This is a genomic window from Sphaerotilus mobilis (assembly GCF_004216565.1).
GTDB classification, from domain to species: Bacteria; Pseudomonadota; Gammaproteobacteria; order Burkholderiales; family Burkholderiaceae_C; genus Sphaerotilus; species Sphaerotilus mobilis.
In genome coordinates this window covers 203,327-226,679 of the sequence record NZ_SGWV01000010.1, presented here as the reverse complement: position 1 = coordinate 226,679, position 23,353 = coordinate 203,327, and the positions used below count along the sequence as shown (strand labels likewise).

Here is a 23,353-nt window from a genome sequence, read left to right as displayed (position 1 = left end):
ATGGCCACCTCGCGCCAGAACGCCAACTTCGACCTGGAGAGCACGCTCGCGCAGGTCCGCTCGCAGTTCCGCGGCCTCAACCTCAACGAGCCCGGCCAGTGGCCCCTGCTGCCCAAGCTGGCCGCTGGCGTGGTCGTCGCCCTGTTCGTGGTGCTGCTGATCTGGTTCGCGATGCTGTCGGGCGTGATGGACGAGCTGTCCGCCGAAAGCGCCCGCGAGCAGCAGCTCAAGGACGAGTTCAAGGGCAAGCTCGCCCAGGCCATCAACCTCGACGAGCTGCGCAAGCAGAAGCTTCAGGTCCAGGAATACGTGACCCAGCTGGAACGCCAGCTGCCCGGCAAGGCCGAGATGGATGCCTTGCTGTCGGACATCAACCAGGCCGGCCTCGGCCGAGGGCTGCAGTTCGAGCTGTTCCGCCCCGGCCAGGTGGTGGTCAAGGACTACTACGCCGAACTGCCGATCGCGCTGCGGGTGAGTGGTCGCTACCACGACATCGGCGCCTTCGCGGCGGACATCGCCAACCTCTCGCGCATCGTCACGCTGCACAACCTCAACATCATGTCGCCGACCCAGCCGGGCATCACGACCTCCTCGGCGCCTGGCGTCGGCAGCGGGCAGCTGGCGATGGAGGCCACCGCCCGGACCTACCGCTATCTCGACCCGGCCGAGGTCGAATCGCGCCGCCGCGCCGCAGCGGACGCCAAGAAAGCCGGGGGAGGCAAGTGATGAGCGCGCGCCCCCGCATCGATCAACGGCGGCTGCGTGCCGCCTCGCTGGCCCTGCTGGCGGCGGTTGGCAGTTCGCTGCTGCTGAGCGCCTGCGGCGATCCGCACCAGGAACTGCAGGACTGGATGGACCAGGAGCGCCGCGAGGCCAAGCCGCGCGTGCCGCCGCTGCTGCCGCCGCGCAAGTTCGATCCGCAGCCCTACATGGCCGTTCGCGACGTCGAGCCCTTCAGCATGCAGAAGCTGCAGGTCGCCCTCAAGCAGGAGACCCGCCAGCCCAACTCGCTGCTGGCCGCCGAGATGAACCGGCGCCGCGAGCCGCTGGAGGCCTATCCGCTGGACAACCTCACCATGGTTGGCAGCGTGGTGCGCAGCGGCCGTCCCCATGCCTTGTTGCGGGCCGACAACCTGCTCTACCAGATCAAGGTGGGTGACTACATCGGCCAGAACTACGGCCGCATCACCCGCATCACCGAAACCGAGATCACCTTGCGTGAGATCGTGCAGGACGCGCTCGGCGAGTGGGTCGAACGCATGAGCACCCTCACGCTGCAGGAACGCGCCCAGGAGAGAAGTCGATGAGTACCGTCGCAACCCATACGCGGCCCGACGCGTGGCGCGCCCGCAGCCGGGCCCTGCTGGCGGGGCTGGTGTCGAGCTTCGGCAGCCTCGCCGCGGTCGCCGCCCTGGCCCTGCTGGTCACGCCGGCCCAGGCCCAGACCGTCATCCAGTCCATCACCAGCAGCCAGCAAGGTGGCAGCGAGACGCTGCGCATCGAACTCGACGAACCGCTGATGAATCCGCCGCGCGGCTTCGTGCTGCAGTCGCCCGCGCGCATCGCGCTGGACCTGCTGGGCGTCGTCAACGGCAGCACCGTGCGGGCCACGCAAGAGGTCAACCTCGGCAACCTGCGCTCCTATGCGCTGGCGCTGGCCGGTGACCGCACGCGCCTCGTGCTCAACCTGCGTCAGCCAACCCGCTACCGCACCGAGCAGGTCGGCAAGACCTTGCTGGTCACGCTAGACCCGGTGCCGCTGGCCGCCAATCTGGCGTCGACCACGGCGGCCGCGCCTCTGGTGGCCGCTGCGGCCCCCAAGGCGAACGAGGCCATCCACTTCGCCGACAGCCAGAACAGCACGCCCGAGCGCATCCGCGACATCGACTTCCGTCGCGGCCGCGACGGCTCCGGCCGCGTCGTGGTCGACCTGCCGAGCAGCCAGGTGGGCGTCGACATCCGCCAGCAGGGCCAGAACCTGGTGGTGGAATTCCTGCGCTCGACCGTGCCCGACAACCTCGTCAAGCGTCTGGACGTGACCGACTTCGGCACGCCGGTGCAGGCCTATGCCGCAAGCCAGACCGGCGACCGGGTGCGTCTGGTGGTGGAGCCGCGTGGCAGCTGGGAACACAGCGCCTACCAGACCGACAACCAGTTCGTGCTGGAGGTCCGGCCGCAGAAGGCCGACCCGCAGAAGCTGACCGCCGGGCCGGGCTACAACGGCGACAAGCTGTCGCTGAACTTCCAGAGCATCGAGGTCCGCTCGCTGCTGCAGGTCATCGCCGATTTCACCAACTTCAACGTCGTGACCAGCGACACCGTGACCGGCAACGTCACGCTGCGCCTGAAGGACGTCCCCTGGGACCAGGCGCTGGACATCATTCTTCAGGCCAAGGGCCTGGGCGTGAAGAAGACCGGCAACGTGTTGTGGATCGCGCCCAAGGACGAGCTGGCCGCCAAGGAGAAGCAGGAGCTGGAGTCGCGCAAGCAGATCGCCGACCTGGAGCCCCTGCGCACCCAGAGCTTCCAGCTCAACTACACCAAGTCCGAGGAAGTCTCCAAGGGCCTGACCGGCCAGCAGGCCGGCAGCAGCAGCGCCCAGCAGGGCGGCGTCACCCGGATCCTGTCGGCGCGTGGCAGCGTGGTGTTCGAGACCCGCACCAACCAGCTCTTCGTCACCGACATCCCCTCCAAGCTGGAGGAGGTCGCCCAGCTGATCGCCAAGATCGACGTGCCGGTGCGCCAGGTGATGATCGAGGCGCGCATCGTCGAAGCGGTCGACACCTTCGGCCGCACGCTGGGCGTCAAGCTCGGCGCGACCGACCTGCGCGGCGTCAACGGCGGCACGCCGGGCTGGGGCGGCAACACCCGCGTCGCGGTGGGCGGCAACTACTCGTCGATCGGTGACACGACGCTGCAATCGGCGACCGGTGCGCTCTACGCGAACTCGCAGTTCGTCAACCTGCCGGCCAACACCAGCTCGCTGGGTGGCGCCTCGGCGGCGACCTTTGCGCTGTCGCTGTTCGGTGCCAGCTCGAACCGCTTCCTCAACCTGGAACTGTCGGCGCTTGAAGCCGAAGGCAAGGGCAAGCTGGTCTCCAGCCCGCGCGTCGTCACAGCCGACCAGGTCAAGGCGCTGATCGAGCAGGGCACCGAACTGCCCTACCAGACCGGCGGCAACCAGAACACCGCTCCGTCGATCGCCTTCCGCAAGGCCACGCTCAAGCTCGAAGTCACGCCCCAGATCACGCCCGAGGGCAACATCATCATGGACGTCGACGTCAACAAGGACAGCGTCGGCCAGCAGACCTCGGCCGGCTTCGCGATCAACACCAAGCATGTCAAGACGCAGGTGCTGGTCGAAAACGGCGGCACGGTCGTGATCGGCGGCATCTTCGAGACCACCGAAACCGACACGATCAACAAGGTCCCGGTGCTCGGCGATCTGCCCTACCTGGGCGCGCTGTTCCGCAACAAGACGCGGGTGGCCAACAAGACCGAGTTGCTGATCTTCCTGACACCGAAGGTGATCACGGACAGGAATTCGGCGCTGACGCGCTGAGCCAGGGAACGCGGCCTGCATAAGATTTCCGGGGAGAAGATTTGATGCGTGGGATTTCGCTATTCCGACTGGCGACGGTCGTTGTGCTCGCGGCTGCACTGTCGGCTTGCGGTGGCGGCGGGGGTGACTCCGGTGCTTCGCCGTTCGGGAATGGGTCGACGGCAGGGACCGGTGGAGGCGATGGCACCGCGGTCACTGCCACGGCAACGGATCTGCTGGTCACACTCAGTTCGACCAGCGTGAGCAACTCTGGTGCTTCCACCATTGGCGTCACAGTCACCGCAGTCGATGCCAATCGAGTGGCCATGACAGGCGTTCCTGTCACGGTCCGTGTCGACAACGAAGCGGTGGTGGTCACGTCGAGTGGCACGACGGCCGCCAATGGAACCCTCACCGGCACCGTGAGCATCGGCACCAATCGATCCAATCGCATCGTGACGGTGACCGCCACAAGCGGCAGCGTGAGCCGCTCTGCATCGTTCACCGTGGTCGGTGCGCAGCTCAAGGCCACCGTCCTTCAGGCGGTCCTGGCTCCAAGCGCCGCAGGTCAAATCGACTACCAGCTCCTTGACGTCAACAGCAATCCGATGGTCGGGCTGCCGATCACGGTCTCGGGAACAGGTGTGGCCTCGCGCTCCGGTGTCACCGACAACAATGGTGCCTTCTCGTACACCTTCACGGCGCCTGCGATCGCTGGAAACGTCGACATCGTCGCCAACGCAGGCGGCGTTTCCCGGACCGAGACCGTGATCGTGCAATCGGGCAGCGGCAGCATTCCTGCCGTGACCAACACCATCACGTCCGCCACCGTGACGTCGAGTCCCAGCGTGGTGTCGGTCAACAGCAGTTCGTCGAGCAACCGTTCAGAGGTTCGGGCCCTTTTCCTGGGTGCAGGCAACACGCCCATCTCGAATGTCCGGGTTCGATTCGATCTGAACAACGATGTGAACGCGATCGGCGGATCGCTTTCGACAGGCAGCAACGTCGTTTATTCCGACTCCAACGGAGTCGCCACGACCGCCTACATCCCAGGCACCCGCAGCAGTCCTACCGATGGCGTGACCGTCCGCGCGTGCTACTACTTGACCGATGCCGCTGCGGCAACCGGTTCCTGCTCGACCTTTGCGCTCACGACCTTGACCGTGATCTCGGAGCCGTTGTCGGTGTCCATCGGAACCGACAACACGATCTCCACGGGTGCATCAGGTCTGGCCTATGTGAAGCGCTTCGTGGTGATGGTGGTCGACGCAGCGGGTCAAGCCAAGGCGAACGTTCGAATCACGCCTTCGGTCGATTTGCTGTCCTATGCGAAGGGCTTCTACGTCCGTCCAGGCAGTTGGACGACGGATACCGGCGCCGGCGGTTACCAGTCCTCCAGTTGCGCCAATGAGGACATCAATCGAAACGCTGTGCTTGAGTCGGGAGAGGATGTGAACTCGAACGGGCAACTCGATCCGCGCAAATCGGACATCGCGATCAGCATGATCGGGACCGGCGAAACCGATTCGAGTGGTGCTGCCATCCTTCAAATCCAATACCCGAAGAACGTGGCGACCTGGGTCAGCTACCGGATCCTCGTTTCTGCAGCCGGTGTTTCAGGCACAGAAGGTCGGGCTGTCTGGACCGGCGTTCTTGGAGCGGCCGCTGAGGAATTCACCAACACGACACCACCGTCGTTCCAGGTGAGTCCCTATGGTGTTGGCGATCCGGCCCGCACCCCCACTGTCGAGTGCACGTCGCCGAACTGACGACGCGCACTTCGGAGCGGGGTGACGCGATCGCGAACGATCGCAAGGTGATGCTCAGGCGACAATCGTCGGGATCACCTTGAGGCAAGAAGCAGATTGATTTCACCCACGTCCGACAACGCGGCAGCGGCTGAACCGGCGGCGCTCCAGCGCTCCCTCAGCCTCGTCGCCATGCCTGGAGCCGGCAAGTCCACGGCCGGGCGGCAGCTGGCGCATGCGCTGGGGGTGGCCTTTGTCGATGCCGACCATGTGATCGAGCAGCGGCTGGGCTGTTCGATCCGGTCCTTCTTCGAGCGCGAAGGCGAAGCCGCCTTCCGCGACATCGAGCAGCAGGTCATCGCCGACATCGTCGCGCAGCCGCCGCAGATCATTGCCACCGGGGGTGGGGCCGTGCTGCGCGAGGCCAACCGGCAATCGCTGCGCGAAGGCAGCACCGTCGTCTACCTGCGAGCCACGCCCGAGGAACTCTTCCGGCGACTGCGCCACGACACCCAGCGGCCCTTGCTGCAAGTGGCCGATCCGCTGCGCAAGCTGCGCGAGCTGTTCCGTGACCGCGACCCGCTCTACCGCGAGACGGCGCACTTCGTCATCGAGACTGGGCGGCCGTCGGTGGCCACTTTGATCAACATGGTGCTGATGCAGCTGGAGCTGGCCGGGCTGGTCGACCCGCAGCGTGTGCCGTCCAGCGTCCTGCCCCGTACCCCACGCGCCTGACCACCCAGATGAACCTTCATGCCACCGTGCGCGTCGCGCTCGACGACCGCAGCTACGACATCCAGATCGGCACCGGCCTGCTGGGCGCGCCAAGCACTTGGCAAGGCTTGCCGGCGGCCAGCACCGCCGTCATCGTGACCAACACCACCGTCTCGCCGCTGTACGCCGAGACCGTGCGACGTGGCCTGTCGGCGCACTACCCGCGCGTGCTGAGCGTCGAACTGCCCGATGGCGAGGCGCACAAGGACTGGACCACGCTCAACCTCATCTTCGATGCGTTGCTGGGTGCCGCATGCGACCGCAAGACCGTGCTGGTTGCGCTGGGCGGTGGCGTGGTCGGCGACATGACCGGCTTCGCGGCGGCTTGCTACATGCGCGGCGTGCCCTTTGTGCAGGTGCCCACGACGCTGCTGGCGCAGGTCGACTCGTCGGTGGGCGGCAAGACCGCCGTCAACCACCCGTTGGGCAAGAACATGATCGGCGCGTTCTACCAGCCGGTGCGGGTGATCTGCGACCTCGACACGCTGGCCACGCTGCCCGCGCGCGAGCTGTCGGCTGGCCTGGCCGAGGTCATCAAGTACGGACCGATCGCCGACCCCAGCTTCCTGGACTGGATCGAGGCCGAGCTGCCCGCGCTGATGGCGCGCGACACGTCCGCGCTGGCACGGGCCGTGGCGCGGTCGTGCGAGATCAAGGCCGAGGTCGTCGGCGGCGACGAGCGTGAAAGCGGCAACCGCGCCATCCTCAACTTCGGCCACACCTTCGGCCACGCGATCGAGGCCGGCATGGGCTATGGCGCCTGGCTGCACGGCGAGGCCGTCGGCTGCGGCATGGTCATGGCCGCCGACCTGTCGGCCCGGCTGGGGCTGATGCCGGCCGAATTTGTCGACCGGATGCGCCGCATCTGCGTCGCCGCCGGCCTGCCGGTGCGCGCGCCCGACCTGGGTGCCGAGCGCTACCTGGCGCTGATGCAGGTCGACAAGAAGGCCGAGGCCGGCGAGATCCGCTTCGTCGTCATTGACCACATGGGCCACGCCCGCATGCAGGGCGCGCCCGAGGCGCTGGTGCGTGACGTCATCGCGGCGGCCTGTGCCTGAGGCGCCGCGCCGGTCGTCCTTGCAAGGCTCGACCGGCCCCGGCCGGCGCCTGTCGACCTGGGCCAGCGACCCGCGTTCGAGCCGCGGCCGACGCCACCCCGAGCCCGCCGCGCCAACCCGCAACGCCTTCCAGCGCGACCGCGACCGCATCGTCCACAGCACCGCATTCCGGCGCCTGGTCTACAAGACCCAGGTCTTCCTGAACCATGAGGGCGACCTGTTCCGCACCCGGCTGACGCACACGCTGGAGGTGGCGCAACTGGGCCGCTCGATCGCCCGGGCGCTGGGTCTCCATGAAGACCTGGTTGAAGCCATCGCGCTGGCGCATGACCTGGGCCACACGCCCTTTGGCCACGCGGGCCAGGACGCGCTGCATGCCTGCATGGCGCCACACGGCGGCTTCGAACACAACCTGCAGAGCCTGCGGGTGGTCGATGTGCTGGAGCAGCGCTACCCCGACTTCGACGGCCTCAACCTCAGCTTCGAGACCCGCGAGGGCATCCTCAAGCATTGCCCCTTGCGGGTGGCACGCTGGATCGAGCGCCACGAGCCCGGTGGCATCGGCCGGCGCTTCATCGAGCGCAGCCAGCCCGGCCTGGAGGCGCAACTGGCCAACCTCGCCGACGAGATCGCCTACAACGCCCACGACGTCGACGACGGCGTGAGATCCGGCCTGATCACGCTCGACCAGGTCTGCGAGCTGCCGCTGCTGGGCGTGCACCGCGAGGCCGCCCTGCGCGAACACCCGTCGCTGCAGCAGGCACGGCCGCGCCGGCTGCTCTACGAAATCCTGCGCCGCATGTTGTCGGCCCAGGTCTACGACGTCATCGACGCGACCGGTGCCGCCCTGAAGGCGCAGGCCCCGGCCGATGCCGATGCCGCCCGCGCCATGGCGCCGCTGGTGCAGTTCAGCCCCGCCATGCGTGCGGCCAGCACCGACCTGAAGCGGCTGCTGTTCAAGGCGCTGTACCGCCATCCGGCGGTGATGGAGACGACGCTGACCGCGCAACGCATCGTCACCGAGCTGTTCGAGGTCTACGTCGAGCGGCCGCAAGAGATGCCAGCCGACTTCGCCGGCTCACCACTGCGCGAGCGGGCGGTGGCCGACTACATCGCCGGCATGACCGACCGCTACGCGATCCGCGAGCACGAGCGGCTGACGGGCCGGCGGCTGTTCCGCCAGCCCGCCTGAGCGCCCCGGTCAGCTTTCCTGCGGCAGGAAGTCGGGCGTCGACAGGTAGCGCTCGCCGGTGTCGTAGTTGAAGCCCAGCACGCGCGCGCCGGCGCCCAGCTCCGGCAACTTCTTGGCGATCGCCGCCAGCGTCGCGCCGCTGGAGATGCCCACCAGCAGGCCTTCCTCGCGCGCGCTGCGTCGGGCGTAGTCCTTGGCGACATCGGCTTCGACGGTGATGACGCCGTCGAGCAGTTCGGTCTGCAGGTTGCTCGGTATGAAACCCGCGCCGATGCCCTGGATCGGATGCGGCGACGGCTTGCCGCCACTGATCACCGGCGAAGCGGCCGGCTCGACCGCAAACACCTGGAGCGCCGGCCAGGCCGCCTTCAGAACCTGCGCGCAGCCGCTCAGGTGACCGCCGGTGCCCACGCCGGTGATCAGCGCATCCAGGCCGTCGGGAAAGTCGGCCAGGATCTCCTGCGCCGTGGTGCGCACGTGCACAGCGATGTTGGCGGGGTTCTCGAACTGCTGCGGCATCCAGGCACCGGGGGTCGACGCGACCAGCTCCTGCGCCTTCTCGATCGCGCCCTTCATGCCCTTCTCGCGCGGGGTCAGCACGAACTGCGCACCGTAGGCCAGCATCAGCCGGCGGCGTTCGAGGCTCATGCTGTCGGGCATCACCAGCACCAGGGTGTAGCCCTTGACGGCCGCCACCATGGCCAGACCGATGCCGGTGTTGCCGGAGGTCGGCTCGACGATGGTCCCGCCGGGCTTGAGCGCGCCGCTGGCTTCGGCGTCCTCGACCATGGCCAGGGCGATGCGGTCCTTGATCGAGCCGCCGGGGTTGCTGCGCTCGGACTTGATCCAGACGTTGGCGCCAGCGCCAAACAGGCGGTTGATGCGGATGTGCGGGGTGTGGCCGATGGTGGCCAGGACGTTGTCTGCGCGCATGGGTCGGAGTCTCCAAAACGGCGGCCCCGTCGGATGCGGGGCACGGCCGCGCCGATTCTGTCGCAAGGACCTGCCGCCGCAGGGGCGGGACAATGCCGTGTTGGCCGTCTGGAGCCAGCAACCTGACACGTTTTCCCGATGGCTCGACTGCCCCGACTCGCCCTCGCCGGACTGCCGCACCTGGTGCTGCAGCGCGGGCTGGCGCACCCGCCGGTCTTCGCCGATCCCGACGACCGGCGCGCCTACCTCGCTGCGCTGCACGAGGCGGCCGCCAACCTCAAGGTGGTCGTGCATGCCTATGTGCTGCTCGACGACCAGGTCCGGCTGCTGCTGACGCCGCCGACGGCCGAGGCCCTGAGCCAGCTGATGCAGGCCGTGGGGCGACGCTACGTGAGCGCCCACAACCGCCGCCATGGCCGCGCCGGCACCTTGTGGGACGGCCGTTTCCGCGCCACCGTGATCGAGCCCGAGCCTTGGCTGCTGCTTGCCGCCCGCGCCATCGAGCAGGCGCCGCAGCGCGCCGGGCTGGTGATGCGGGCATCCGACTGGCCGTGGTCGAGTGCCGGCCATCACCTGGGGCGCCTGGGTGACCCGGTGGTGAGCGCTCACCCGCTGTTCTGGGCGCTGGGCAACACGCCCTTCGAACGGGAGCTGGCCTGGCAGCGCCTGCTCGACGAGCCATTGCCGGTCGCGCAGCAGCAACAGGTCGAAGCGGCCTTGCTGAAAGGCTGGCCGCTCGGGTCGGGCGCGTTTCTTGCCAATCTGGCCGGCTCGACCGACCGGCCGCTGGTCCCCAGGCCCCGCGGTCGACCGCCCGGCGCACCAGGACGGGGCGGCGGCCCGGTCGGCTGAGTGCGTCACCGGCCCGATCGCCACCTGCTGGTGCCGTTGATCTGTCCCCATTTAAATGGACGCGGATATTCCGACCCCCACTTATCGAGTCTGACCCCATTTATTTGGGGTTGAGGCTCACGCTGCACTGCAGTAAATTTCGCGCGTTTTCTTACATCGCAGGAGTGCGCCATGAACCAGGCCGCCTCGGGATCCTCGTCCTCGATCGAGTCCCAGACCCAGACCGCCACGCTGTCCGACATCCAGACCCTCGCCCAGGGCGGTCTGTACGACCCCGCGAACGAACATGACGCCTGCGGCGTCGGTTTTGTCGCCCACATCAAGGGGCAGAAGGCGCACGCCATCGTCGAACAAGGTCTGAAGATCCTCGAGAACCTCGACCACCGGGGCGCGGTCGGCGCCGATGCGCTGATGGGCGACGGGGCCGGCATCCTGATCCAGATCCCGGACGACTTCTTCCGCGCCGAAATGGCCCGCCAGGGCGTCACGCTGCCGCCGCTGGGCGAGTACGGCGTGGGCATGATCTTCCTGCCCAAGGAACACGCCTCCCGTCTGGCCTGCGAACAGGAACTGGCGCGCGCGGTCAAGGCCGAAGGCCAGGTGCTGCTGGGCTGGCGCGACGTGCCGGTCGATGCCGACATGCCGATGTCGCCGACGGTGCGCACCACCGAGCCGGTGATCCGCCAGATCTTCATCGGCCGCGGTGACGACGTGATCGTGCCGGACGCGCTGGAGCGCAAGCTCTACGTGATCCGCAAGACCGCCTCGGCAGCGATCCAGAAGCTCAAGCTGACCCACAGCCGCGAGTACTACGTGCCCAGCATGAGCTGCCGCACCATCATCTACAAGGGCCTGCTGCTGGCCGACCAGGTCGGCAAGTACTACCTCGACCTGCAGAACCCGGCCTGCACCTCGGCGCTGGCGCTGGTCCACCAGCGCTTCTCGACCAACACCTTCCCGGAATGGCCGCTGGCCCACCCCTACCGGATGGTGGCCCACAACGGCGAGATCAACACCGTCAAGGGCAACTTCAACTGGATGCGTGCCCGCGAAGGCGTCATGAAGTCGCCGGTGCTGGGCGAGGACCTGAGCAAGCTCTACCCGATCAGCTTCGAGGGCCAGTCCGACACGGCCACCTTCGACAACGCGCTGGAGCTGCTGACGATGAGCGGCTACCCGCTCGCGCACGCCGCGATGATGATGATCCCGGAGGCCTGGGAGCAGCACACGCTGATGGACGAGCGCCGTCGCGCTTTCTACGAGTACCACGCCGCGATGATCGAGCCGTGGGACGGCCCCGCCTCGATGGTCTTCACCGACGGCAAGCAGATCGGCGCCACGCTGGACCGCAACGGCCTGCGCCCGGCGCGCTACATCGTCACCGACGACGACCTGGTCGTGATGGCCTCGGAAGCCGGCACGCTGCCGATCCCCGAAAACAAGATCGTCAAGAAGTGGCGCCTGCAGCCGGGCAAGATGTTCCTGATCGACTTCGAGCAGGGCCGCATCATCGATGACGAGGAACTGAAGAACCAGTTCGCCTCGGCCAAGCCCTATCGCCAGTGGATCGAGAACGTCCGCATCAAGCTCGACGCGATCCCGGCCGACGGCGCACCCGCGCCGAAGGCCACGACCGAGTCCCTGCTGGACCGCCAGCAGGCCTTCGGCTACACGCAGGAAGACCTGAAGTTCCTGCTCGCGCCGATGGCCGCCAACGGCGAAGAAGGCATCGGCTCGATGGGCAACGACTCGCCGCTGGCGGTCCTGTCCGACAAGAACAAGCCGCTGTTCAGCTACTTCAAGCAACTGTTTGCGCAGGTCACGAACCCGCCGATCGACCCGATCCGCGAGGCCATCGTGATGTCGCTCAACAGCTTCATCGGCCCGAAGCCCAACCTGCTGGACATCAACGCGGTCAACCCGCCGATGCGTCTGGAAGTGGCTCAGCCCGTCCTCGACTTCGCGGACATGGCGCGGCTGCGTGGCATCGCCGCGCACACTGGTGGCAAGTTCAAGACCAGCGAACTCGACATCACCTATCCGCTGGCCTGGGGCCATGAGGGCGTGGAGGCCAAGCTGGCCTCGCTGTGCGCCGAGGCGGTCGATGCGATCAAGAGCGGCCACAACATCCTGATCATCACGGACCGCGCGATGGACCGCGACCACGTGGCGATCCCGGCGCTGCTGGCGCTGTCGGCGATCCACCATCACCTGGTCCGCGAAGGTCTGCGCACGACCGCCGGTCTGGTGGTCGAGACCGCATCGGCGCGCGAGGTGCACCACTTCGCCGTGCTGGCCGGCTATGGCGCCGAGGCCGTGCATCCCTATCTGGCGATGGAGACCATCGCCGAGATGCACCAGGACCTGGGCGGCTCGCTGTCGGCCGACAAGGCGATCTACAACTACGTCAAGGCGATCGGCAAGGGTCTCTCGAAGATCATGTCGAAGATGGGCATCAGCACGTACATGTCGTACTGCGGCGCGCAGATCTTCGAGGCCATCGGCCTGAACCGCGACCTGATCGAGAAGTACTTCCGCGGCACCCCGACGCAGGTCGAGGGCATCGGCGTGTTCGAGGTGGCCGAGGAAGCGATCCGCAACCACCGCGCCGCCTTCGGTGACGACCCGGTGCTGGCGACCATGCTGGACGCCGGTGGCGAGTACGCCTGGCGCGCCCGTGGCGAAGAGCACATGTGGACGCCGGACGCGATCGCCAAGCTGCAGCACAGCACGCGCGCCAACAAGTTCGACACCTACAAGGAATACGCCCAGATCATCAACGACCAGAACCGCCGTCACCTGACGCTGCGCGGCCTGTTCGAGTTCAAGATCGATCCGTCCAAGGCGATCCCGGTCGACGAGGTCGAGCCGGCCGCCGAGATCGTCAAGCGCTTCGCCACCGGCGCGATGTCGCTGGGTTCGATCAGCACCGAGGCCCACTCGACGCTGGCGCTGGCCATGAACCGCATCGGCGGCAAGAGCAACACCGGTGAGGGCGGCGAAGACCCGGCGCGTTACCGCAACGAGCTCAAGGGCATCAAGATCACCGCCGGCACCAAGGTCTCGGACGTCATCGGCAGCAAGGTCATCGCCGCCGACTACGAGATGAAGGACGGCGACAGCCTGCGCTCGAAGATCAAGCAGGTCGCCTCGGGCCGCTTCGGCGTCACGACCGAGTACCTCGTCTCGGCCGACCAGATCCAGATCAAGATGGCCCAGGGCGCCAAGCCCGGCGAAGGTGGTCAGCTGCCCGGCGGCAAGGTCTCCGAGTACATCGGCATGTTGCGCTACTCGGTGCCGGGCGTGGGCCTCATCAGCCCGCCGCCGCACCACGACATCTACTCGATCGAGGACCTGGCCCAGCTGATCCATGACCTGAAGAACGCCAACCCGCGCGCCTCGGTCAGCGTCAAGCTGGTCTCGGAAGTGGGCGTGGGCACGATCGCCGCAGGCGTGGCCAAGTGCAAGGCCGATCACGTCGTGATCGCCGGCCATGACGGCGGCACCGGCGCGTCGCCGTGGTCGTCGATCAAGCATGCCGGCACGCCGTGGGAACTCGGCCTGGCCGAGACCCAGCAGACGCTGGTGCTCAACCGCCTGCGCAGCCGCATCCGCGTGCAGGCCGACGGCCAGATGAAGACCGGCCGCGACGTCGTCATCGGCGCGCTGCTGGGCGCTGACGAGTTCGGCTTCGCGACCGCGCCGCTGGTCGTCGAGGGCTGCATCATGATGCGCAAGTGCCACCTCAACACCTGCCCGGTCGGCGTGGCCACGCAGGACCCGGTGCTGCGTGCCAAGTTCACCGGCAAGCCCGAGCACGTCGTCAACTTCTTCTTCTTCATCGCCGAAGAAGCGCGTCAGATCATGGCGCAGCTGGGCATCCGCAAGTTCGACGACCTGATCGGTCGTGCCGACCTGCTCGACACCAAGAAGGCCATCAGCCACTGGAAGGCCAAGGGCCTGGACTTCGGCCGCGTCTTCCACCAGCCGGCGGTGCCGGCGGCGGTGTCGCGCCGCCACGTCGAGGAACAGGACCACGGCCTGGCCAAGGCGCTGGACGTCAAGCTGATCGAGAAGTGCCGTCCCGCCATCGAACGTGGCGAGAAGGTGCAGTTCATGGAGGACGCGCGCAACGTCAACCGCTCCGTCGGCGCGATGCTGTCGGGCGAGCTGATCAAGCACCGCCCGGAAGGCCTGCCCGACCAGACCATCTTCATCCAGATGGAAGGCACCGGCGGCCAGAGCTTCGCGGCCTTCCTGGCCCAGGGCATCACGCTCTACATGATCGGCGAGGCCAACGACTACACCGGCAAGGGCCTGTCCGGCGGCCGCGTGGTGGTGCGTCCGTCGATCGAGTTCCGGGGTGACGCGACCAAGAACATCATCGTCGGCAACACCGTGCTGTACGGCGCGACCAGCGGCGAGGCCTTCTTCCGTGGCGTCGCCGGCGAACGCTTCGCGGTGCGCCTGTCGGGCGCCACGGCGGTCGTCGAGGGCACCGGCGACCACGGTTGCGAGTACATGACCGGCGGCACGGTGGTCGTGCTGGGCAAGACCGGCCGCAACTTCGCGGCGGGCATGTCCGGCGGCATCGCCTACGTCTACGACGAGGACGCGAGCTTCGCCGGCCGCTGCAACACCGCCCAGGTCGCCCTGGAGAAGGTGCTCAGCGCCAGCGAGCAGGAGCAGACCATCGAGCTGCCGATCTGGCATCGACGCGATGGGCTGGCCCAGACCGACGAGGCCCTGCTCAAGAAGCTGGTCGAGGATCACCACCGCTGGACCGGCTCGCTGCGCGCCCGCGACATCCTCGACAACTGGAGCGAGGCCCGCGGCCGTTTCGTCAAGGTGTTCCCGCACGAGTACCGCCGCGCGCTCGGCGAGATGGGTGCCCAGCAGGCCACCGACGCCACCATCGCCAAGGCCAAGGGCAGCGACAAGGGCGACAAGAAGGGCAGCAAGACGGTCCCCGCCAAGTGAGCGGATCGTCAGCAGCCACTGCACAGCACAGCACAGATCACTGAAAGCACATCATGGGCAAGGTCACCGGCTTTCTCGAATTCGAACGCCTCGAAGAGGGCTACGAACCGGTCGAGAAGCGACTGAAGAACTACAAGGAATTCGTCATCGGCCTGAAGGCCGACGAGGCGAAGGTGCAGGGCGCGCGCTGCATGGACTGCGGCACGCCGTTCTGCAACAACGGCTGTCCGGTCAACAACATCATTCCGGACTTCAACGACCTGGTGTTCCGGCAGGACTGGCGCAATGCCATCACCGTCCTGCACAGCACCAACAACTTCCCGGAGTTCACCGGCCGCATCTGCCCCGCACCCTGCGAGGCGGCCTGCACGCTCAACGTCAACAACGACGCGGTGGGCATCAAGTCGATCGAGCACGCCATCATCGACAAGGCCTGGGAAGAGGGCTGGGTCGTGCCGCAGCCGCCCAAGGTCAAGACCGGCAAGAAGGTCGCGGTCGTGGGTTCGGGCCCGTCCGGCCTGGCGGCGGCGCAGCAGCTGGCGCGGGCCGGCCATGACGTGACGGTGTTCGAGAAGAACAGCCGCATCGGTGGCCTGCTGCGCTACGGCATACCCGACTTCAAGATGGAGAAGTCGCACATCGATCGCCGCGTCGCCCAGATGCAGGCCGAGGGCGTGACCTTCCGCACCGGCGTGCTGATCGGCGCGATGCCCGAGGGCAGCAAGGTCACCAACGACGCCAAGGAAGTCGTCTCGGCCGAGCAGCTCAAGGCCGACTTCGATGCCGTCGTGCTGTGCGGCGGCTCCGAGCAGAGCCGTGACCTGCCGGTGCCGGGTCGTGAACTCGACGGCGTTCACTTCGCCATGGAGTTCCTGCCGCAGCAAAACAAGGTCAATGCCGGCGACAAGCTGAAGAACCAGCTGCGCGCCGAAGGCAAGCACGTCATCGTCATCGGTGGCGGCGACACCGGCAGCGACTGCGTGGGCACCAGCAACCGCCACGGCGCGGCCAGCGTGACCCAGTTCGAGGTCATGCCGCAACCGCCCGAGAAGGAAAACAAGCCGCTGGTCTGGCCCTACTGGCCGCTCAAGCTGCGCACCTCGTCCAGCCACGAGGAAGGCTGCGTGCGCGAGTTCGCCGTCTCGACCAAGGCCATCCTGGGCGACAAGGGCAAGGTCACCGGCCTGCAGACCGTGAACGTCGAGTTCAAGGACGGCAAGCTGCTGGAGATCGCCGGCACGGAAAAGACCTACAAGGCCGACCTGGTGCTGCTGGCGATGGGCTTCGTCAACCCGGTCAACACCGTGCTGGAAGCCTTCGGCGTCGAGAAGGACCCGCGCGGCAACGCCCGTGCCGGCGTCGACATCGACAGCGGCTACAAGACCAATGTCGCCAAGGTGTTTGCCGCCGGTGACATGCGTCGCGGCCAGTCGCTGGTGGTCTGGGCGATCCGTGAAGGGCGCCAGGCCGCCCGCGCGGTGGACGAGTTCCTGATGGGTGCGACCACGCTGCCGCGCTGAGTGATCGCCAGCCTCGTCGCGACGGGGCCGGCGGACCACACGAACTCATCGGGCCGCAGCTGGCCGCAGCAAGCCGCATCACGCCGTTGCCAACGGCGCGGTGCGGCTTGATGCTTTTCGGGCACGATGCGGGGGCGACTGACCTGACTTGGGGCTTTCCCCTATCATTTCCTGCCTCGCGCCTGACTTGAACGTGTCACTCGCCTCCTGCAAGACAGGGGCCTCACCCCACACCGGAACGCCACGCCCGTTGACTGCCGCTTCATCCGATTCCACCTTGCTGTCCCCGCTGGTCGAACTGCGTTCGGTGACCTGCGGCTACGGCGACCGCATCATCTTGCGCGACGTCAACCTGACGGTGCCGCGCGGCGCGGTGGTCGCGCTGATGGGTACGTCCGGCGGCGGCAAGACGACGGTGCTGCGGCTGATCGGCCGCCAGCTCAGTCCGCTGTCGGGCCAGGTCCTGTTCGACGGTCAGGACCTCGCCCGGCTCGACCGGCGCGGCCTGCACGAGGCGCGTCGGCGCATGGGCATGCTGTTCCAGTTCGGCGCGCTGTTCACCGATCTGTCCGTGTTCGACAACGTCGCCTTCCCGCTGCGCGAGCACACCCGCCTGAGCGAGGAACTGATCCGCGACCTGGTGCTGATGAAGCTCGATGCGGTCGGCCTGCGCGGCGCACGTGACCTGATGCCCAGCCAGGTCTCCGGCGGCATGGCGCGGCGCGTGGCGCTGGCCCGCGCGATCGCGCTGGACCCGGATCTGATCCTCTACGACGAGCCCTTCGCCGGCCTCGACCCGATCTCGATGGGCGTGGCCGCGCGGCTGATCCGGGCCCTCAACGATGCGCTGGGCGTGACCAGCATCGTCGTCTCGCACGACGTCGAGGAGACCTTCCTGATCGCCGACCACGTCGTGTTCATCGCCAATGGCGGCATCGCCGCCCAGGGCACGCCCGAGCAGATGCGGGCCTCCGACGACCCGCTGGTGCGCCAGTTCGTCGACGCCGCCCCGGACGGCCCGGTGCGCTTCCACTATCCCGCCAGCCCGGCTGAGCAGGACTACGGGCTGGAGGCTCGCCGATGAAGCGCGCACTGATCGCCCTGGGGGCCGGCACGCGCAAGACCCTGTCGGACATCGGCCTGGCCACACGCTTGCTGGCGCGGCTGCTGGCGCTCTCGCCGGTGGCCCTGCGGCGCTGGCGTCTGGTGGTCGACCAGGTGCATTTCCTGGGCAACCATTCGCTGGCCATCATCGGCGTGTCGGGCCTGTTCGTCGGCTTTGTGCTGGGCTTGCAGGGCTACTACACGCTGCAGCGTTATGGCTCGGCCGAGGCGCTGGGTCTGCTGGTGGCGCTGTCGCTGGTGCGCGAGCTGGGGCCGGTGGTGACCGCGCTGCTGTTCGCTGGCCGGGCCGGCACCTCGCTGACCGCCGAGATCGGCCTGATGAAGTCCGGCGAGCAACTGGCCGCGATGGAGATGATGGCCGTCGACCCGATCCAGCGTGTGTTGGCGCCGCGCTTCCTTGGTGGCCTGATCGCCATGCCACTGCTGGCGGCGGTGTTCAGCGCGGTCGGCATCATCGGCGGCTGGCTGGTCGGCGTGGTGCTGATCGGCGTGGATGCCGGCTCCTTCTGGTCGCAGATGCAGGCCGGCGTGGACGTGTTCAAGGACGTCGGCAACGGCGTCATCAAGAGCGTGGTGTTTGCCCTGACCGTCACCTTTGTCGCGCTGCTGCAAGGCTATGAATGCCAGCCCACGCCCGAAGGCGTGGCCCGCGCGACCACCCGCACCGTGGTGGTGTCGTCGCTGGCCGTGCTGGCGCTCGACTTCGTGCTGACCGCGCTGATGTTCTCGATCTGATCGGACTGAATCCATGCAGAAATCCCGTCACGACCTGTGGGTCGGCCTGTTCGTCGCGATCGGCGCGGCCGCGCTGCTGTTCCTGGCCCTGAAGGCCGGCAACCTGCTGGCCATCTCCTTCGAGCCGACCTATTCGGTCGTCGCCCGCTTCGACAACATCGGCGGCCTCAAGCCGCGTGCAGCGGTCAAGAGCGCCGGCGTGGTGGTGGGCCGCGTGGCCCGCATCGGCTTTGACGACAAGACCTACCAAGCCAGCGTCGAGCTGGAGCTGGAGACACGCTTCGTCTTCCCCAAGGACAGCTCGGCCAAGATCCTGACGGCCGGCCTGCTGGGCGAGCAGTACATCGGCCTCGAGCCGGGCGGCGACACGGTCAACCTCGCCGCTGGCAGCGTGATCACGCAGACCCAGTCGGCGGTGGTGCTGGAGACCCTGATCAGCCAGTTCCTCTACAGCAAGGCCGCCGACGCCAGCAGCGAGGGCGACAAGAAATGAGCCACCGCCGCGTCGCCTCGCTGGCTGCGCTGGGCCTGTTCGCGCTGCTGACAGCCTGCGCGACGCCGCAACGGCCTGACCCGCTCGAACCGTGGAACCGCGGCGTGCATGCCTTCAACGATGCGGTCGACGGCGCGGTGATCAAGCCGGTGGCGACGGTCTGGCGCGATGTGCTGCCGCAGCCGGTCCGACGTGGCGTCAGCAACTTCTTCGGCAACTTCGGCGACCTGTGGTCGGCCACCAACCTGGCCCTGCAGGGCCGCTTCGTCGACAGCCTGTCGGACCTGGGCCGCTTCGGCACCAACACCGTCTTCGGTGTGCTGGGCTTCTTCGACGTCGCCTCCGAGCTTGGGCTCGACAAACACGGCGAGGACTTCGGCCAGACCCTCGGCGTGTGGGGCGTGCCGCCGGGCGCCTACATCGTCTGGCCGCTGCTCGGACCGTCGACGCTGCGCGACAGCTTCGACATCCCCAGCTCGATCGCCTTCAGCCCGTCCAGCTTCGTCACTCCGGAGTCGGCGGCCTACGCCATGACCTCGGTGCGCTTCGTCAACCTGCGCGCCGAACTGCTGCAGGCGACCAGCCTGCTCGACACGATCGCGCTGGACAAATACACCTTCACGCGTGATGCCTACCTGCAGCGCCGCCGCAGCCTGGTCTACAACGGCAAACTGCCCGAGGACGATGCCGATGCGGACGCCGACAGCGGAGCCAACCCCTACCGCGACGACGAGTAGCGGGCGTCTCACCGGATGTCCACCGCCGCAGCGGCGCAGCCGTTGCATGCAGGCAGCGATCTGGCTGCCACCGAAAGGAAATCGATGTTCAAGCGTCTGTGGTCCACCCTGTTCGTCACCGCTGCCCTGCTGGGCGCATCGGCCGCACGGGCCGAGACCGTCGCCCCCGATGCACTGGTCAAGCAGGTGTCGACCGAGGTGATCGAGACCGTGAAGTCCGACAAGGCCATCCAGGCCGGTGATCTCAAGAAGATCGTGGCCCTGGTCGATAGCAAGGTGCTGCCGCATGTGAACTTCCAGCGCATGACCTCGTTGGCGATGGGCCGTCACTGGCGCACCGCCACGCCGGAACAGCAAGGCCGTCTGCAGGACGAGTTCAAGACCCTGCTGGTGCGCACCTATGCCGGTGCGCTGACGCAGGTGAAGGACCAGTCGGTGGTGGTCAAGCCGCTGCGCGCCAAGCCCGAGGACACCGAGGTGCTGGTGCGCACCGAGATCAAGGGCAAGGGCGAGCCGATCCAGCTCGACTACCGTCTGGAAAAAGCTGCAGACAGCTGGAAGATCTACGACGTCAACGTGCTGGGCGTTTGGTTGGTGGAAACCTACCGCTCCAGCTTCAACCAGGAAATCTCCGCGTCAGGAATCGATGGCTTGATTGCAAAGCTGGCCGAGCGCAACAAGGGCGCCGCCGCCAAGTGAATCTGCTCCCTGATGCTTCACCGAGTCCCGTCGTCCCATGCTGAACTTGCCTGAACGCCTGACCCATGTCGAGACGCCGCCGGCGTTGAAGACCCTGCATGCGCAAATGGACGCGCTTCCGACGGGCACGCCGGTGGTCATCGACGGCCAGCGGCTCAACCGCTTCGACTCGAGCGCGCTCGGCGTGCTGCTGTCCTGCAAGCGCCACGCCTTGGCCCAGGGTCGCACCTTCACGACCCAGGCGCTGCCGGCCAGGCTGGTGCGGCTGGCGGGGCTTTACGGGCTGGCGAACTGCCTCTGATCCACCCGACGCCTCATTCCGGTGAGGCGTAGCGCTTGGCGCGCAGGTTGCGCTTGATCTCCTGCAGCACCGGACGCAGGTCCGGACCCAGGCGCAGCGCCACCGCGGTGGTGAGGATGTCGATCACCGTCAGGTGCAGCAGCCGGCTGACCATCGGGCTGTAGCGGTCGTAGTCCTCGGGGTGGTCCACCGCCAGAAGGATCTGCGCCTGATGCGCCAGCGGCGAGCCGCTGCAGCTGATCACGATGGTCTGCGCGCCCTTGCGGCGGGCGATCTCGGCGGCATCGAGCAGGTCGCGGGTGCGGCCCGAGTTCGAGATCATCACCGCGCAATCACCCGGCTGCAGCATGGTGGCGGCCATCACCTGGACGTGGCCGTCGCTGAAGGCGACCGCGTGCACGCCCAGCCGGAAGAACTTGTGCTGCGCGTCCTGCGCCACGATGCCCGAGTTGCCGACCCCGTAGAACTGGATGCGACGGCCGTCGCGGGCCGAGGCGGTCAGCGCCTCGATCGCCTTCTCCATCGCGTGCGCGGCCACGTCGCCGCGGTACTTCAGCAAGGCGCTGACGGCGTTGTCGATGACCTTGACGATCAGGTCGTTGGGCTTGTCGTCCTCATCGACCGCGCGGTGCACGAAGGGCACGCCCTCGTTGACCGTGCCGGCGAGCTTGAGCTTGAAGTCGGCCAGACCGTCATAGCCCACGCTGCGGCAGAAGCGCACCACCGTGGGCTTGCTGACGTGCGAACGATCGGCCAGCTCGGCCACCGGCAGGCTGGAGAAGCTGCGCGGATCGGCCAGCACCAGCTTGCCCACCCGCTGTTCGGCGGGTGACAGGGCGGGGAGGGAAGCGCGGATGCGGTCGAGCATGGTGGGGGCCGATCGGGTGACGTTCGCCGTTCGGCCATCGTCCGTCAAGGACGTCTGCCCTAGGGGACCAGCAAGTGGACCCGCCGCCGAACTGCCGCCGGGCGACGCCGGCCAGGCCGATGTGGCAGGCGCGGGCGCCGGGGCGGGCGGCAGTGGCCAGATCATTGCTCTTCGCTCCAGACGTTGCCGTCGCGGGCCACCAGCGCGCTGGCGGCCGCAGGGCCCCAGCTGCCGGCGGCGTAGCCACGCGGGCCTTCGCCACCGCCGTTGCGCTCGCGGGCCCAGGTGTCGAGCACCGGCTCGACCCAGCGCCAGGCCTCTTCCTGCTCGTCGCTGCGCACGAACAGGTTCAGGCGTCCGGCGATGGCATCGAGCAGCAGGCGCTCGTAGGCGCCGACGCGGTCGCTCTGGAAGGCCTTGTCGAAGTCCAGGTCCAGCGAGACCGGCGCGAGCATGTCGCCCACCCCCGTGCCCTTGGCGGCCAGCAGGTGCAGCTCCAGGCCGTCCTCGGGCTGCAGCTTGATCACCAGCTTGTTGGCGCGGTGGGCGCCCGTGAAGATCGGGTGCGGCACCGGGCGGAAGTTGACGACGATCTGGGCGTCGCGTGCGGCCAGGCGCTTGCCGGTGCGCAGGTAGAAGGGCACGCCGGCCCAGCGCCAGTTCTGCACCTCGGTGCGGATCGCCACGAAGGTCTCGCAGTGGCTGCCGCTCGGCACCTTGACCTCGTCGAGGTAGCCCGGCACCTTCTTGCCGTCGACATTGCCGGCGCGGTACTGGCCGCGCACGACGTCGCGCGTGACGCTCTCGGCGGTGAAGGGCTTGAGCGACTTCAGCACCTTGAGCTTCTCGTCGCGGATCGCGTCGGCGTCGCTGGTCGACGGCGGCTCCATCGCGATCATCGTCAGCAGCTGCAGGGCATGGTTCTGGATCATGTCGCGCAGCGCGCCGGTGCGGTCGTAGAAGTCGCCGCGCGTGCCCACGCCGAGCGACTCGGCCAGCGTGATCTGGATGTTGGCGATGCTCTCGCGGCGCCACAGCGGCTCGAACAACGCATTGCCGAAGCGCAGCGCCATCAGGTTCTGGACCGAGGGCTTGCCGAGGTAGTGGTCGATGCGGAAGGCCTGCTTCTCGGCGAAGACCGAGCGCACGACGGTGTTGATCTCCTGCGCGCTGGCCAGGTCGTGGCCGAGCGGCTTTTCCAGCACGACGCGGATGTGCGGCGCGTTCAGACCGGCCGCGCCGAGCTGCTCGGTGATGGCGGTGAACAGGTGCGGGCTGGTGGCCAGGTAGAGCACGACGGTGTCGGCGCCACGTTCGTCCAGCCACTGCTTCAGGCCGGCGTAGTCGGCCGGCTGCGACAGGTCCATGCGGCGGTAGTGCAGCAGCTCGGCAAAGCGGGCGAACTCTTCCTCGTTCGGGCGCTTGGAGCTCTCGACCTCGACGAAGCGGTCCTTGATGAACTTGCGGTAGTCGGCGTCGCTGCGGTCGTCGCGGGCGACCGCCAGGATGCGACCGCCGCTGGGCAGCTTGCCGTGCCGGAAGGCCTGGAACAGCGCGGGCATGAGCTTGCGCCAGGTGAGGTCGCCGGTGCCGCCAAAAAGGACGAGGTCGAAGGACATGAAGTGACCCTTGGATCGAGTGTGGGATCGGGTGAATGCCGTTGCCAGTTGCCGCCGCCGTGTCACGCCGAGCCGGCGTTGGCGGTGTAACTTTGTTTCAGAAACGATGATGCATGAGTTTCTTGCGGCGGTCAATCCAGGCTCGCCGACCCCGCCTTCGACCCGCCATTTCTCCCAT

General features: G+C 67.6%; 19 protein-coding genes. 16 read left to right on the top strand and 3 right to left on the bottom strand.

Annotation, left to right across the window (positions count from 1 at the left end; genetic code table 11):
- From EV685_RS13350 to EV685_RS13320, 7 genes are all read left to right on the top strand, one after another.
- Entirely contained in the window at positions 1-726 is a 726-nt protein-coding gene (locus tag EV685_RS13350; RefSeq protein WP_130482535.1) for a type IV pilus inner membrane component PilO, read from the top strand.
- Positions 726-1,307, top strand: coding sequence for a pilus assembly protein PilP (locus tag EV685_RS13345; protein ID WP_130482534.1), 582 nt, complete (start codon positions 726-728; stop codon positions 1,305-1,307). Before EV685_RS13350 ends, EV685_RS13345 begins: the two co-directional genes overlap by 1 nt.
- On the top strand, positions 1,304-3,562 hold the full coding sequence (locus EV685_RS13340) for a type IV pilus secretin PilQ (RefSeq protein ID WP_130482533.1): 2,259 nt from the start codon (positions 1,304-1,306) through the stop codon (positions 3,560-3,562). The genes EV685_RS13345 and EV685_RS13340 overlap by 4 nt, the downstream gene beginning before the upstream one ends.
- 44 nt (positions 3,563-3,606) lie before the next feature.
- Positions 3,607-5,310, top strand: coding sequence for an Ig-like domain-containing protein (locus EV685_RS13335; RefSeq protein ID WP_130482532.1), 1,704 nt, complete (start codon positions 3,607-3,609; stop codon positions 5,308-5,310).
- Between the two features lie 171 nt (positions 5,311-5,481).
- On the top strand, positions 5,482-6,024 hold the full coding sequence (locus EV685_RS13330) for a shikimate kinase (RefSeq protein WP_130482531.1): 543 nt from the start codon (positions 5,482-5,484) through the stop codon (positions 6,022-6,024).
- An 8-nt stretch (positions 6,025-6,032) separates the two neighbouring features.
- Positions 6,033-7,121 carry a 3-dehydroquinate synthase gene (aroB, locus tag EV685_RS13325; RefSeq protein ID WP_130482530.1) on the top strand — a complete coding sequence of 363 codons (1,089 nt, stop codon included), beginning with the start codon at positions 6,033-6,035 and terminating at the stop codon, positions 7,119-7,121.
- A complete protein-coding gene (locus EV685_RS13320) occupies positions 7,114-8,313 on the top strand; it encodes a deoxyguanosinetriphosphate triphosphohydrolase (protein ID WP_420820834.1) in 1,200 nt (399 codons plus the stop codon). The genes aroB and EV685_RS13320 overlap by 8 nt, the downstream gene beginning before the upstream one ends.
- 9 nt (positions 8,314-8,322) lie before the next feature.
- Here EV685_RS13320 and cysK read toward each other — a convergent pair whose 3' ends face one another.
- Positions 8,323-9,246, bottom strand: coding sequence for a cysteine synthase A (cysK, locus tag EV685_RS13315; protein ID WP_130482529.1), 924 nt, complete (start codon positions 9,244-9,246; stop codon positions 8,323-8,325).
- Between the two features lie 138 nt (positions 9,247-9,384).
- On the opposite strand from cysK, the gene EV685_RS13310 reads away from it, so the two are divergent.
- The 9 genes from EV685_RS13310 to EV685_RS13270 all read left to right on the top strand — a co-directional run bounded on the left by EV685_RS13310 (position 9,385) and on the right by EV685_RS13270 (position 20,688).
- On the top strand, positions 9,385-10,098 hold the full coding sequence (locus EV685_RS13310; protein ID WP_130482528.1) for a transposase: 714 nt from the start codon (positions 9,385-9,387) through the stop codon (positions 10,096-10,098).
- A gap of 171 nt (positions 10,099-10,269) precedes the next feature.
- Entirely contained in the window at positions 10,270-15,078 is a 4,809-nt protein-coding gene (locus tag EV685_RS13305) for a glutamate synthase-related protein (protein ID WP_130482527.1), read from the top strand.
- Positions 15,079-15,131: 53 nt separating this feature from the next.
- Complete coding sequence (locus tag EV685_RS13300; RefSeq protein ID WP_130482526.1) at positions 15,132-16,598, top strand: glutamate synthase subunit beta; 1,467 nt, start codon at positions 15,132-15,134, stop codon at positions 16,596-16,598.
- Positions 16,599-16,875: 277 nt separating this feature from the next.
- Positions 16,876-17,682 carry an ABC transporter ATP-binding protein gene (locus tag EV685_RS13295; protein ID WP_130482525.1) on the top strand — a complete coding sequence of 269 codons (807 nt, stop codon included), beginning with the start codon at positions 16,876-16,878 and terminating at the stop codon, positions 17,680-17,682.
- Positions 17,679-18,458 carry a lipid asymmetry maintenance ABC transporter permease subunit MlaE gene (gene mlaE / locus EV685_RS13290; RefSeq protein WP_130482524.1) on the top strand — a complete coding sequence of 260 codons (780 nt, stop codon included), beginning with the start codon at positions 17,679-17,681 and terminating at the stop codon, positions 18,456-18,458. The genes EV685_RS13295 and mlaE overlap by 4 nt, the downstream gene beginning before the upstream one ends.
- A gap of 13 nt (positions 18,459-18,471) precedes the next feature.
- Positions 18,472-18,951 (top strand): outer membrane lipid asymmetry maintenance protein MlaD, encoded by a 480-nt coding sequence (gene mlaD / locus EV685_RS13285; RefSeq protein ID WP_130482523.1) that lies wholly within the window; start codon positions 18,472-18,474, stop codon positions 18,949-18,951.
- Positions 18,948-19,688 carry an MlaA family lipoprotein gene (locus tag EV685_RS13280; RefSeq protein WP_130482522.1) on the top strand — a complete coding sequence of 247 codons (741 nt, stop codon included), beginning with the start codon at positions 18,948-18,950 and terminating at the stop codon, positions 19,686-19,688. Before mlaD ends, EV685_RS13280 begins: the two co-directional genes overlap by 4 nt.
- A gap of 84 nt (positions 19,689-19,772) precedes the next feature.
- Positions 19,773-20,387, top strand: coding sequence for an MlaC/ttg2D family ABC transporter substrate-binding protein (locus EV685_RS13275; RefSeq protein ID WP_130482521.1), 615 nt, complete (start codon positions 19,773-19,775; stop codon positions 20,385-20,387).
- A gap of 37 nt (positions 20,388-20,424) precedes the next feature.
- Positions 20,425-20,688 carry an STAS domain-containing protein gene (locus EV685_RS13270; protein ID WP_130482520.1) on the top strand — a complete coding sequence of 88 codons (264 nt, stop codon included), beginning with the start codon at positions 20,425-20,427 and terminating at the stop codon, positions 20,686-20,688.
- A 13-nt stretch (positions 20,689-20,701) separates the two neighbouring features.
- Here the strand turns inward: EV685_RS13270 and EV685_RS13265 are convergent, their stop codons facing one another.
- Positions 20,702-21,556, bottom strand: coding sequence for a MurR/RpiR family transcriptional regulator (locus EV685_RS13265; RefSeq protein ID WP_130482519.1), 855 nt, complete (start codon positions 21,554-21,556; stop codon positions 20,702-20,704).
- 161 nt (positions 21,557-21,717) lie between these two features.
- A complete protein-coding gene (gene zwf, locus EV685_RS13260; protein WP_130482518.1) occupies positions 21,718-23,175 on the bottom strand; it encodes a glucose-6-phosphate dehydrogenase in 1,458 nt (485 codons plus the stop codon).
- Between the last annotated feature and the right edge of the window lie 178 nt (positions 23,176-23,353).